General features: G+C 48.2%; 14 protein-coding genes. 12 read left to right on the top strand and 2 right to left on the bottom strand.

What is annotated here, in order from left to right:
* The first annotated feature begins 1 nt into the window (after position 1).
* From L9W92_RS07020 to ligD (L9W92_RS06985), 8 genes are all read left to right on the top strand, one after another.
* Positions 2–1,255 carry a 3-isopropylmalate dehydratase large subunit gene (locus tag L9W92_RS07020; protein ID WP_248285904.1) on the top strand — a complete coding sequence of 418 codons (1,254 nt, stop codon included), beginning with the start codon at positions 2–4 and terminating at the stop codon, positions 1,253–1,255.
* A 42-nt stretch (positions 1,256–1,297) separates the two neighbouring features.
* Complete coding sequence (locus L9W92_RS07015; RefSeq protein WP_240083032.1) at positions 1,298–1,798, top strand: 3-isopropylmalate dehydratase small subunit; 501 nt, start codon at positions 1,298–1,300, stop codon at positions 1,796–1,798.
* Entirely contained in the window at positions 1,791–1,982 is a 192-nt protein-coding gene (locus L9W92_RS07010; RefSeq protein ID WP_240083031.1) for a hypothetical protein, read from the top strand. The genes L9W92_RS07015 and L9W92_RS07010 overlap by 8 nt, the downstream gene beginning before the upstream one ends.
* Positions 1,983–1,987: 5 nt before the next feature.
* Positions 1,988–2,365 (top strand): carbohydrate-binding protein, encoded by a 378-nt coding sequence (locus L9W92_RS07005; RefSeq protein WP_240083030.1) that lies wholly within the window; start codon positions 1,988–1,990, stop codon positions 2,363–2,365.
* Between the two features lie 44 nt (positions 2,366–2,409).
* Positions 2,410–3,651, top strand: coding sequence for a glycosyltransferase family 4 protein (locus L9W92_RS07000; protein ID WP_446676303.1), 1,242 nt, complete (start codon positions 2,410–2,412; stop codon positions 3,649–3,651).
* A 22-nt stretch (positions 3,652–3,673) separates the two neighbouring features.
* Positions 3,674–6,151, top strand: a complete 2,478-nt coding sequence (locus L9W92_RS06995; protein ID WP_240083028.1) for a mannose-1-phosphate guanyltransferase — start codon at positions 3,674–3,676, stop codon at positions 6,149–6,151.
* A gap of 63 nt (positions 6,152–6,214) precedes the next feature.
* Positions 6,215–7,060 carry a non-homologous end joining protein Ku gene (gene ku / locus L9W92_RS06990; RefSeq protein WP_240083073.1) on the top strand — a complete coding sequence of 282 codons (846 nt, stop codon included), beginning with the start codon at positions 6,215–6,217 and terminating at the stop codon, positions 7,058–7,060.
* A gap of 17 nt (positions 7,061–7,077) precedes the next feature.
* Positions 7,078–8,034: a non-homologous end-joining DNA ligase gene (gene ligD / locus L9W92_RS06985; protein ID WP_240083027.1), complete on the top strand. Its 957-nt coding sequence runs from the start codon at positions 7,078–7,080 to the stop codon at positions 8,032–8,034.
* 11 nt (positions 8,035–8,045) lie between these two features.
* Here the strand turns inward: ligD (L9W92_RS06985) and L9W92_RS06980 are convergent, their stop codons facing one another.
* The gene (locus tag L9W92_RS06980) at positions 8,046–9,191 is read right to left on the bottom strand and encodes a serine hydrolase domain-containing protein (protein WP_240083026.1); all 1,146 of its coding nucleotides are present in this window, start codon (positions 9,189–9,191) and stop codon (positions 8,046–8,048) included.
* A gap of 491 nt (positions 9,192–9,682) precedes the next feature.
* Between L9W92_RS06980 and ligD (L9W92_RS06975) the strand changes: the two genes are divergently transcribed.
* The 4 genes from ligD (L9W92_RS06975) to L9W92_RS19305 all read left to right on the top strand — a co-directional run bounded on the left by ligD (L9W92_RS06975) (position 9,683) and on the right by L9W92_RS19305 (position 11,467).
* Positions 9,683–10,579, top strand: a complete 897-nt coding sequence (gene ligD, locus L9W92_RS06975) for a non-homologous end-joining DNA ligase (RefSeq protein ID WP_240083025.1) — start codon at positions 9,683–9,685, stop codon at positions 10,577–10,579.
* A gap of 163 nt (positions 10,580–10,742) precedes the next feature.
* Entirely contained in the window at positions 10,743–11,075 is a 333-nt protein-coding gene (locus L9W92_RS06970; RefSeq protein ID WP_240083024.1) for a transposase, read from the top strand.
* Positions 11,072–11,293, top strand: coding sequence for a hypothetical protein (locus L9W92_RS06965; RefSeq protein ID WP_240083023.1), 222 nt, complete (start codon positions 11,072–11,074; stop codon positions 11,291–11,293). Before L9W92_RS06970 ends, L9W92_RS06965 begins: the two co-directional genes overlap by 4 nt.
* Positions 11,294–11,329: 36 nt before the next feature.
* Positions 11,330–11,467 (top strand): hypothetical protein, encoded by a 138-nt coding sequence (locus tag L9W92_RS19305; protein WP_376741794.1) that lies wholly within the window; start codon positions 11,330–11,332, stop codon positions 11,465–11,467.
* Between the two features lie 120 nt (positions 11,468–11,587).
* On the opposite strand, the gene L9W92_RS06955 is transcribed toward L9W92_RS19305, so the two are convergent.
* Positions 11,588–12,004 (bottom strand): LytR/AlgR family response regulator transcription factor, encoded by a 417-nt coding sequence (locus L9W92_RS06955; RefSeq protein WP_240083021.1) that lies wholly within the window; start codon positions 12,002–12,004, stop codon positions 11,588–11,590.
* Between the last annotated feature and the right edge of the window lie 223 nt (positions 12,005–12,227).

The following is a 12,227-nucleotide window of genomic DNA, read 5'->3' as shown; positions in this document are numbered from 1 at the left end:
ATTGGGCCAGACAATCATTGAGAAGATTCTTTCCAGTCACTGTGGCCAGACAGCCCGCGCCAACGAGATTGTGGTGGCGCGGGTCGACTACGTAATGGGTCAGGACGGCACCGCTCCTTTAGCAATTAACGCTTTTAATGATATGAACGGGAAGGAAGTCTTTGACCATGAAAAAGTTGCTTTTGTGATAGATCACAGCGCTCCCAGCCCGAATGAAGGAGTTTCCGCCCTGCATAAGTTGATGAGGGAGTTTGTCAGAGAAAAGATGTTTCGCCTTTATGACATCGGTGAAGGTGTGTGTCACCAGCTGATTCCCGAGAGCGGGGAGGTAGGGCCGGGCAGCCTGGTTATCGGCGCCGACTCGCACACCTGTACTTATGGAGCGCTGAACGCTTTCTCCACCGGAGTAGGTTCAACCGACCTGGCCGGCGGCTTGATCTCGGGACAGATGTGGTTTAAAGTGCCGGAGACTTTTAAATTCGTTTGTAATGGGACATTGCCGCCGGGTGTGTTTTCTAAAGATTTGATTCTTTATTTGATTGGGGATGTTACCGCCGACGGCGCTACTTACATGGCTGCCGAGTATGTTGGCGAAGCGATTGCCGCCCTATCCCAGGAGGCGCGCTTCACTATCGCCAACATGGCCATTGAAATGGGCGCTAAAGCCGGCTTGATGGAAGCCGACGATAAAACATACGACTGGCTGCGCAGATTCACCAAACGTGAATTTACCCAGGTGGTTGCCGACGGGGACGCGATATATGCTAAAGTACGTGAATATGATGTGTCAAAGCTTGAGCCCCAGGTGGCCAAGCCTCACAAAGTAGACAATGTCGCGCCTGTAGGCGATGTGGCAGGAAAGCCCATCCAGCAGGCGCTGCTCGGCACTTGTACCAACGGTCGGCTGGAAGACCTGCGTATTGCCGCCGGCATTCTCGCTAATCGCAAAGTCCACCCGGACGTCCGCATGATCGTGGCACCGGCATCCCGGCGGATATTCTTGGATGCCATGGCGGAAGGGATTATCCAGACTCTGGTAGAGTCCGGCGCGGCTATAGTTACACCCGGCTGCGGCCCTTGCGTGGGTACGCACAACGGTGTGCCTTCCGATGGTGAAACGGTTATCTCAACTGCCAACCGGAATTTCAAGGGAAGGATGGGTAACTCTAATGCTGAGATTTTCCTCGCCTCTCCCGCCACAGTAGCCGCCAGCGCTTTGACCGGGAAGATAACCGACCCGCGGGAATTCATATAATAAATAATTAATGTTAGAATAATTTGCAAAGTAGGTGTTTTTATGGAGTTTAGCGGAAAAGCCCATAAATTTGGCAACGATGTAAATACGGATTATATTATCTCAGGCAAATATAAATTTAAAACGCTTGATATGAAGGAACTGGCCAAGCATGTAATGGAAGACCTTGACCCGGATTTTTATGAAAAAGTTTCGTCAGGCGACTTTATTGTCGGTGGTTCCAATTTTGGTTGTGGTTCTTCCCGCGAGCAGGCTCCCCTGGCGATCAAATACGCGGACGTAAGTGCTGTACTGGCTAAATCGTTTGCCCGTATTTTTTACCGTAACGCTATTAATACAGGTCTGCCTGTGGTGGAGTGCGACACCGACCAGATTGACCAGGGGGATGAAATAGTTGTAGATCTGGCAGCCGGAGTGATCAATAATAAAACAAAAGGGAACACGATTCCAATCAAGCCGCTGCCGGCTGTAATGATCAAGATTTTGAACGACGGTGGTCTGGCTGCTCACTTCAGGAAATTCGGCGGGTTTAATTTTGGTTAATGATGAAAAAGCATTTTATCTATGCAGTGGTGAGGATAGAAAAATTGACTTAATATTTAACCGGATGGATGATTCCATCCGGTTTTTTGTCGCTTTGGGAAATGATGCTTTTTATGGTTTATGGGTAAGTATAAAAATTAATTTGCCAACCATACTAATAAAGAAAAATTTTCCGAGGAGTTGATTATCTTGGCTAACCCTACTAGATTCGGTGAAGGTGAGGCGCGGCTCAAAGCTATGAGTGAAGCTGATTACCCCGGTGGTGTTGTGGTAGATCCAACCCCGATTACCGCGGGGCAGGAGGTAACAGTTTTTTATAACGGCTTGCTTGGCAAGGAAGGAAACGGACAGGTTTACCTGCACTATGGTTATGGCCGGGATAAAGATTGGCGCGAGGTGCATGATATGCGAATGGAACATACCGGTTGGGGCTGGGTGAGTGATATTACCGTGCAAAACTTTGAAGGCAGGTTAAACTTTTGCTTCAAGGATAGCGCGAATAACTGGGATAATAATAATGGGGCAAATTGGAGCTTTCAAATTCATGACGGGAGTCAACGTTATTAGTGTTTATAAAACAATAGGTTTAAGGGGGTTTGAAATTATTGAGAGTGCTGATGTTGTCCTGGGAGTACCCGCCTAAAAGTGTCGGCGGTCTGGCTCAGCACGTTTATGACTTGACTAACGCTCTGACGGAAAATGGGGTGGATGTTCACCTGATTACCTCAGGCGGCCAGGGAACTCCCGCTTATGAAAAAGTGCACGGGGTTAAAGTCTACCGGGTTGAGCCGTATCAAATATCATCACCTGATTTTGTCACCTGGGTTGCGCAGTTTAACGTTGCCTTGCTGGAACGTGCTATTTCAATTTCAGGCGATTTGGGTGAAATCCACATCCTGCATGCCCACGACTGGCTGGTCGCTTATGCTGCGCGAGCGCTCAAACACTCTTGGAAGATTCCTTTGGTCGCTACCTTGCACGCTACTGAATATGGACGGAATCACGGCTTGCATAATGATATTCAAAGGCATATCAGCGATATCGAGTGGTGGCTCGCCTATGAATCCTGGCGGGTGATTTGCTGCAGCCATTATATGGAAGGCGAATTGAGACATGTTTTTCAGATTCCCCAAGATAAAATAAAGGTCATTCCAAACGGGGTCGACCACACTAATTTTAAAATCCGCGAGAGTAATGCCCGGCGCAGTGATTATGCCGCCCCTGATGAGCAGATAGTTTTCTATGTGGGCAGGCTGGTTAGAGAAAAAGGAGTTCAAGTTTTGCTGGACGCGGCGCCTGAAATTCTCGCTCATCATCCCCGGACCAAGTTTGTTATCGCAGGCAAAGGCCCCTTTATGGACTCTCTGAAGAGACAGGCGATGCTTAGCGGCATCGCGAACAGGGTGTACTTTACCGGGTACATAAATGACACAGTTCGGAACAACCTGTACGGTTGGGCAGACGTGGCTGTTTTCCCAAGTTTATACGAGCCTTTTGGGATTGTGGCCCTGGAAGCGATGGCCGCCCGGACACCGGTAGTGGTTTCCGACAGCGGCGGACTCGGTGAAATTGTCAACCATGGCATTGATGGTCTGAAAACATATACCGGTGACAGCCATTCCCTGGCGCAGAACATTTTGGCGATCCTAAAGCAGCCTCAGTTTGGTGATAAATTGAGAGAAAACGCTTATAGCCGGGTTTTAAACGAGTTTAACTGGGGGAAAATAGCCTGGCAAACAGCCTCAGTTTACCAGGAAGTGTGGGAAGCGCACCGGAGCGCTCCCCGGCTGCCAACCGGCCGGCAGGAAAAAATATTCGACCGGGTAGGCCGGATGCTGACCAGATATAGTTAGACGTGCAAACGGAGGGTATCTCATGAAGGCAATTATTATGGCCGGGGGTGAGGGGTCGCGTCTCAGACCGCTCACCTGCGGCAGACCCAAGCCGATGGTTCCGTTATTAAACAGGCCGGTTATGGCGCATATAGTTGAACTGCTGCAAAAAAACGGCATCACTGATATCGGTGTGACTCTGCAGTACCAGCCGGAAGCAATCCGCGATCATTTTTCCAATGGCGCGGAATACGGTGTGCATCTACAGTATTTTGTTGAGGAAACTCCTTTGGGAACTGCCGGCAGTGTTAAAAACGCGGCCGGTTTTCTCGACGAGACTTTCTTGGTGATTAGCGGGGATGCTTTAACAGACCTGGATCTTTCCCGGGCGGTGGAATTTCATAAAAAACAGGGTGCGATGGCTACATTGGTGCTTACCAGGGTTGATTGCCCGCTGGAATACGGGGTGGTGATCACCGGTAAGGACGGAAAAATAACTCAATTTCTGGAAAAGCCCGGTTGGAGTGAAGTTTTCAGCGATACGGTCAACACCGGGATTTACGTGCTTGAGCCGGAAGTGTTGGAATATTTCGCTCCCGGTCAGAAATTTGACTTCAGCCAGGACTTGTTTCCATTGCTTTTAAAGAATAAGAAGCCATTATTCGGCCTGGTTCTCTCGGGTTACTGGTGCGATATCGGGAATCTGACCCAATATTTGCAGGCACATCATGAAGCGCTGTCAGGTAAAGTAAACATTAATATTCCGGGTACAGAATCATCACCTGGTGTCTGGGTGGAGGAAGGGGCTTTCATCAATCCGCAAGCGTCAATAAAAGGCCCCGCCCTGATCGGGGCCAACTGCCAGCTGGATGCGGGCGTGATGATTGAACCCTTTACCGTACTGGGGCCTGGCTGCCTGGTTCGCGAGAGGGCGTCCATTAAAAGAAGCGTGCTCTGGAACAATGTTTACGTGGGAACAGGCGCGGCCCTGCGGGGCGCGGTGGTGGGCAACCGGGTTCAGGTACAGTCACAGGCCGGTATTTATGAAGGCGCGGTGGTGGGTGACGATTCTATTATCATGGAAAACAGTCTTTTAAAGCCTGATGTCAAGTTATGGCCTCACAAACTGGTGGAAACCGGTGCTACCGTGCGGCAGAGTCTGATCTGGGGGACGTGTTCCCCTAAGAAAATTTTTGGTTTCGAGGGGATCAGCGGACTCATCAACATGGAAGTCACCCCTGAATTTGCCGCCAGAGTAGGCGCCGCCTTTGGTTCTGTATCCGGAGTCGGGGCGCGTCTTGCCGTGAGTGGCGACAGTTACAACGCGTCACTAATGATCAAGGAGGCGGTAATCAGTGGATTGCAGTCGGCGGGTGCCGAGGTTTTGGATCTGGGGACAGGTATCACACCGATGCACCGTTACAGTGTACGTTCCCTGAATTGCAAAGGGGGTGTGCATATCAAGGTTTCACCTTTGACTCCGGACAAGCTGGTGATGATTTTTACGGACGCCCGTGGCGGGAACATCCCCAGAGGACTGGAGCGAAAGATTGAGAATGCGCTGGCCAGGGAAGATTTTCCACGGGTTGAAGCAAGCAGGATTAAATCGCCTGCAGTGGTGCATGACATGTCATCAAGTTATATTTCAGCCGTCTGTGTCGGGCTGAACGGAAACAGCTTGCGGGGAGCCGGGTTTAAACTGCTGTTGGGTTATGACAGAATCAACCTTGAAGCGTTTGTTGCCGGTCTATGTGGCGAGCTGGGGCTTTCCTTGGCAGATGACAGCCTTAAAGCGGGTTGCGCGGAATACCGCAGTTGGCGTTCCTGGCAGGAAATGCTGCCGTCTCTCGCCCGCACGGTTATGGAAACCGGCGCCGACGCAGGTGCGGTGCTGGATCCCAACGCCGACCGCCTTATTTTAATAGATAACAAAGGGCGGGTTGTACAAGACGATCTGCTTATTGCTTTAATCTCTTTGGTTATCCTGAAGGGGGGTGGAGGCTCAGTTGTGGTGCCGGTGACCGCTCCCAGGGCAATAGAGAAATTGGCGGAGCGCTATCAGGGCAGGGTGGTGCGGACCAAGACCGCCCTGCAGGACTTCTTGGATAAAGTGCTGATCGGTGGTGATGCAGGCCTGGAGGGAATATCCCAATTTTTCCTGCACTTTGACGCTCTTTCAGCTCTGGTTCGAGTTTTAGAGCTAATGGCGCGTCACGATACTTCTTTGTCGGAGATGCTGGATGAAATACCGTCGTTTTTTACAGACAGGCGGGAAGTTCCGGTTTCCTGGGAAGCGAAGGGCCGAGTGATCAGGTACCTGATTCAAGATCCTCCTACCAGCCGGTTGGAACTGCTGGACGGTGTGAAAGTCTATCACCGGGATGGCTGGGCTTTGGTGCTGCCGGACCCGGACGAGCCCGTCTGCCGGGTTTTCAGCGAAGGCAGCACTATGGAAATCGCCGAGTCTCTTACTGAATTTTATATTAATAAAATATCCGGTATCGCAGGTGTAAAAAATTAAAGCAGACCGGTGGAATGATATTTAAAGTGGAATGATATTTAAAATTGAAACGTGGTGGTTAAAATTCGCCCGATATGGAAAGGCGCGTTAAGCTTCGGCTTGGTTTACGTGCCTGTGAAGATATATGCCGCAACTGAGCAGAAAGACATCAAATTCAATTACCTGCATGAGAAATGTAAAAGTCCGGTGCAGTACAGGCGTTATTGCCCGTATTGCCAGGTTGAAGTGCCTATGGAGGAAATCGTCAGGGGGTACGAATACGAAAAGGGGAAATACGTTGTTATCAACGAGGACGACTTTGAAAAGCTGGCCGGCGCCAAAAGCGGCAGAAGCGTAGAAATCATGGATTTTGTCAATCTTGAGGAAATAGACCCGGTTTATTATGAAAAAGCTTATTACCTGGCTCCGGGCGACGGTGGCGCCAAAGTATATGAACTTTTTAGACGGGCCATGGCAGATACCGGCAAAGTGGCGGTGGCCAGAGTCGTCATACGCAACCGGGAAGCCTTGGCGGCAATCAGGGTGAGCAAGAATATCCTGGCAATGAGCACCATGCATTACCCGGATGAAATAAGACAGGCCGATGTGTTGCCGGAGTTTAATTACCAGGTTGACTTGCATGAGAATGAAGTGAAAATGGCGGTAAACCTGATCAACAGCCTGTCGGCTGAATTCCGGCCGGAAAAATACAACGATAAATACAGGCAGGCCCTTATGGAAGTAATTCAGGCCAGAATAGCCGGTGAAGCTGTGGCGGTGCCCGAAAAAGCGGAAACCGGCAAGGTTGTCGACTTGATGGAAGCGTTAAAAGCAAGCATTGAATTGGCCAGAGAAGAACGGGATAAAAAAGGAAAATCACAGAAAAAAGATCGGCCGGAAAAGACTGCGGCTAAGCGAAAAACATCTTAAAGCAGGTGTAACCGGTAATGAGCGGCGAAAATTTACCAGTGCTGCGTCCGATGTTGGCTGTAAGCGCGGAACCTTTTGACAGCGCCGCGTATTTGTATGAAGTAAAATGGGACGGCTATCGCGGCCTGGCTTATCTGGATGATCATACAGCAATCCGTTCCCGCAACCTGCTCGATATTACCGGCAGGTTTCCCGAGTTGGCCTATTTGCATAAAAAAGTGCGGCGATTGCCGGCAATTATTGACGGTGAAATTATTGTTTTAGAGCAAGGGAAACCTTCCTTTGCCGGGTTGCAGTTGCGCGGCAAGACGGCCCATTCCACTAAAAACAACAGGGCTTATTTGCACCCGGCTGTTTTTATTGCTTTCGACGTGTTGTATGCGGATGGTAAACCGGTAATGAAACTGTCCCTGGCTGAAAGAAAAGATATTTTGAAAGATATGATTTTGCCTGGAGATGATATTCTGCTGTCCCGGTATGTGCGCGGAGATGGAGTTAATTTTTACAACGCCTGCATCAAAGAAGGACTGGAGGGTGCTGTCGCTAAGAATTTGGCAGGTATCTACCTGCCGGGCCGCCGCTCGGCCTACTGGAAAAAGTTCAGAAACACCAGAGAGGCCGATCTGGTTATATGCGGCTATCAGCCGGGTGTGAACGGCCGGGGTCTGGGTTCACTAGTACTGGGCGGCATAAGGGACCGCGCATTGGTTTACCAGGGTAAGGTAGGGACAGGTTTTAATGACCGGGAAGCGGAAATCCTACTGGACGGATTGCGTAAAATTGAAACAGCTGACGCGCCTCTTGTAGACATCCCGGCAAATGAAAGCGGCCGCACCAGATGGGCGCGGCCCTTGCTTGTTTGTTCGGTGGAGTACCTGACCACTACGGCTGGCGGTTGTCTCCGGCATCCTGTCTATCGTGGCTTGCGCTGGGATAAAGCACCCGGCGAATGCCCGGCAGTGACGGGAGAATAATTGTTGCGGCACTAACTTGGCTGGTTAGTCAATTTATCAAATATTTGATTTATTACTCCACTTTCAATGTCGGTAAAACCGTTGCTTGAAAAGCTGTAGTTGCCACCGTTGGTTACGAAAATCACCCCGCAATTTTCATCAGGATCAAAATACATGTCGCTTAACAAGCCATAGGCCTCACCAGCATGTCCAACAAGTTGCCGCCCTGCTAATTGATCGGTAATGTGAAAGATTAACCCCATTTTTTTGTAAAAGCCGTCCATACCGTTGCCGGACCACTGCATCTGGTGCATTAAATCTGCCGTATCCTTGTTCAATATCCGCACGTCGTTATATACTCCGCCATTCATATGGGCAATCATGAATTTCGCCAGATCTGTCACGCTGGCTCTTACCGCGCCGGCGGGTCCGATATAATAGTTGCCCAAAGGCAATCCGTATTCTTTCTTTTGTGGTGTTTCACCTGCCTGATAGTTGTCATAAACAGGGACAATGCTGCCGCTGTCACTATAACGATAAAGAACGGCGATATTGTCAACATTGGCTATATCAGCCGCGTCATAAGCGGCATCCATTCCCAGCGGCTTGAATATGTGATTAATGGCATATTGGTCAAAACGTTCGCCGGAAATATTCTCTACCAGGCAAGCGATAATTCCCGCGCAAAAATTTGAGTAGTTGAAATTCGTGCCCGGCCTGTAATCACCCCAAGTCAAATCACTGTATGCAGTTCCGTTGCGCTCCAAAAGGTCCTTTAAGAGAGGCGGGTTTGCGGAATTCAAAGCCTTGTTGTAACCTCCCTCACTGCTTCCGTCCAGAATGCTGGACGTGTGTGTCAGCAACATTCTAAAAGTGATTTTGTCATTAGGATAATTAGGATTTCTGACTTCATACCCCAAATAATCACCTATATCATCGTCAAGTCCGAATTTGCCCTGTTCCCAAAGCTGCATCAGCGCGGTGGCGGTAATGGTTTTAGATACAGAAGCCAATCTGTAAATCGTATCAGGTGTGGCCTGCTTATTCTCTTCCAGATCCGACCACCCGTAACCGTTTGACCAGACAACCTGACCGTCTTTAACAAATGCCGCAGAAACCCCGATAATATTATATTTATTCATTTCCGCCAAAATAGCGCTATCTAATTCACTGTTCAAATTGCTATTAGATATATTGGGCTGAGAAATGGTATTAGCAGGTAATTCTAATGCATTTGCCAGCAATATATGTGAATTAGATAAATAAATAACCAAATATAATACTGATAATATAATGAACAAGGGTTTTTTGTTTAATAATTTTCTAGCAATTAAAAAATTATTTTTGGGATGATATTTATTAATGGCCAATCACTCCTCACGTTTTTTATATTATTATAGCTTTTATATTTGAACATTTTTTGAACAAACGAGTAATATTGTTCGAATATTATTAAATAATAAAAGTATGGATTGATATTCATACTTTTTAAGATAAGTACAAATATTTTTTATTATATCCAACTATAGGCAATAACCTGCTGTTTGGTATTTATATTAGCCACAATATGGTAACGCAATATTTCTAACGGGGCATTCGCAGGGACAAGTCAAGCGGATGAATACCTGGTTGTAATAATATAAGCGGAAAGTAAATGAGGTGTGACTTAGTGAAGGAATCCTATGTGAAGGTCAGCGACCGCGAGGTTAAGCTAACCAATCTTGATAAGCTGATCTGGCCTGAGGGACTGACCAAAGCCCATCTGGTCAAATATTACTCCGATATAGCGCCACACATCCTGCCGCATCTCTGCAACCGCCCGTTAGTGATGAAACGCTACCCGGACGGCCTGGACGGCGGGCCCTTCTACCAGAAGGAGTGTCCCGACTACGCGCCGGACTGGATCATCAGGCATCCGGTCGAACACTCCGAAAAGGTTGTGAACTACATTGTTTGCAACGACGCAGCCACCTTAGTTTGGTTAGCCAATCAAGGCTGTATCGAGATGCATGCCTGGCTTGCACGAATAGAAAATCTGGAAAGCCCGGATCTGGCTGTGATGGATTTGGACCCGGCTGAAGGGGCCACGTTTCATGACACGATGAAGGTTGCATTATTGGTGCGCGGCGTTTTGGAGCAATGCGGGCTGGCTGGTTTCCCGAAAACGTCCGGGGCCAGTGGATTGCACTTGTTTATCCCGATCAAACCGGTTTATTCATGGCAGGTTGTTACAAATGCAATGAAATTCGTGGCGGAAACTGTGACGGGAGTATGTCCAGACAAGGCAACTGTCGAGAGAAAAGTCGACAAGAGGGCGGGTAAAGTTTATCTTGATTACTTGCAAAACGGCAGGGGTAAGACAATGGCCTTTCAATACGGGCTGCGGCCTCTGCCCGGCGCTCCGGTATCAACTCCGTTAGACTGGAGCGAGGTGGAAAGAGGAGATATACATCCGCAAGATTTTAATATGAAAACAATATTTAACCGTATTGAAATACAAGGGGATATTTACGGCGAGGTGCTTAGCCGGAGACAGACGTTGGATGGATTATTGAAAATGGTTTAATTCTTTTTATACCATGATATGGTACCTGACAAATCTGAATTATTTTTCACGCATATAATGGTTATCTTAATTTTGTCAACCGTCTGTGGACCTGATTATACGTGAAGACCAAAGCGCAACTATAATTTAATCTTGGGGTTACCTGTATCGGTGTATGTTATAATTGGGATGTAAGTTGTTACAGTGTCCAATGGGAGAGTCGAGACGATATTATGATGAAGAATTCAAGCGCACTGCTGTAGAACTGACCTACAGCAGTGGAAAAACAGTCAGCCAGGTGGCTCGGGACTTGGGAATCAACGTCAATATGCTCGGCAGATGGCGGAGAGAACAGGCGAGCTATAATGATCGGGCCTTTCCCGGTATGGGGAAGCAAAGACGGGGCACCGATCTGGAAGAAGAGAACTGCCGCCTCAAAAAAGAGCTGGCAATCGCCCAGGAGGAACGGGACATCTTAAAAAGAGCCATGGCCATCTTCTCAAAGACACCGAAATGATCTATCGGTTCATCCGGGAGCACACGGGCGAGTTCCGTGTCGAGACGATGTGCCGAGTTCTAAAGGTATCCCGGATAGCATATTACCGCTGGATCGCCAGACCCGTAAGCCAGCGCAAGAAGCAGGATGAAATTATCAAGGAGCAGATCGTGAAGATCTATAACGAGAGCCGTAAGACCTACGGCAGTCCCCGTATCCGCCGGAAGCTGGACAAGTAGGGCATTCACTGTGGCAAAAAGAGAGTCGAACGGCTAATGAGAGAAGCCGGCATCCAAGCTATCCAAAAGCGCAAATTTAAGGTCACCACTGACTCTAAGCACAATCTGCCGGTGGCGCCGAATATCCTGGACAGAAACTTCGACGCCGGTAGCCCCAACATCACGTGTTTTTAATTTTCCGTAAACGCAATGGATAAGGGTGTCGCGCCCATGTTTTTCCAGGTAATAAATATCATCATAGTTTAAAAATACTCGTTCATTACCGAGGTTTATTATCATCCTGGATGTTTGCGATTAGATAACAGAGTTAGCCGGGCTGATTTTTGGTATTTGCATTGCCTGTTGAATGCACCGGATTGTATCCTTCACCCGCTCTTTTTTTATTGGCTTTGTAATATAACCGTATGCATAAAGGCGGAGGGCTTCATGTAAATATTTCTTTTGTGCTGTAATGAATACAATATACAAATTTGGCTTTTCATTACGCAGCTTTTCCACTAGTTCTATACCTTCCATGTCGTGCAGTTTAGTGTCCAACAAAACCAGGTCCGGTTCTCGTTCTTTGACAAGCTTAAGAGTATCTGATGCATTGTTTGCCGTTCCCACAAGTTCAATGCTATCCATTTCATTTAAGATAGAGCAGATTGACATTAATATTACTGTCTCATCGATAGTAGCTATAATCCTAAGTGGTGTCATATCTATGACCATTCCTTTCTGCGAAAGGCACAAAACGGGATGAAACCGTCGGCCCTTGCTGAAGTTTGTTGTACAATATCAGCGAGGATACCGGCATACTACAGAGCACGCGGAGGTGAGTGGGCCCAGCGTTTCGCTGACCGAATATCTATGTGTGTCGACCGCTCATTGAAGCACAAATAAGTGGGACATAGAGCCCGTAAACTTATCTTTGTAAAGACGCTACTCGTTTTTT

Source organism: Pelotomaculum terephthalicicum JT (assembly GCF_022410535.1).
GTDB lineage: Bacteria > Bacillota > Desulfotomaculia > Desulfotomaculales > Pelotomaculaceae > Pelotomaculum_D > Pelotomaculum_D terephthalicicum.
The sequence above is the reverse complement of the archived record's forward strand: the minus strand, read 5'-3'. Positions and strand labels throughout refer to the sequence as shown.

What these genes read in the sequence shown, in the direction of transcription:
- L9W92_RS07015 (WP_240083032.1), top strand. Translation starts at nt 1,298, where the DNA reads ATGGAGTTTAGCGGAAAAGCCCATAAATTTGGCAACGATGTAAATACG.
- L9W92_RS19305 (WP_376741794.1), top strand. Translation starts at nt 11,330, where the DNA reads ATGAGAGAAGCCGGCATCCAAGCTATCCAAAAGCGCAAATTTAAGGTC.
- L9W92_RS06995 (WP_240083028.1), top strand. Translation starts at nt 3,674, where the DNA reads ATGAAGGCAATTATTATGGCCGGGGGTGAGGGGTCGCGTCTCAGACCG.
- L9W92_RS06965 (WP_240083023.1), top strand. Translation starts at nt 11,072, where the DNA reads ATGATCTATCGGTTCATCCGGGAGCACACGGGCGAGTTCCGTGTCGAG.
- L9W92_RS06955 (WP_240083021.1), bottom strand. Translation starts at nt 12,004, where the DNA reads ATGGTCATAGATATGACACCACTTAGGATTATAGCTACTATCGATGAG.
- ligD (WP_240083027.1), top strand. Translation starts at nt 7,078, where the DNA reads ATGAGCGGCGAAAATTTACCAGTGCTGCGTCCGATGTTGGCTGTAAGC.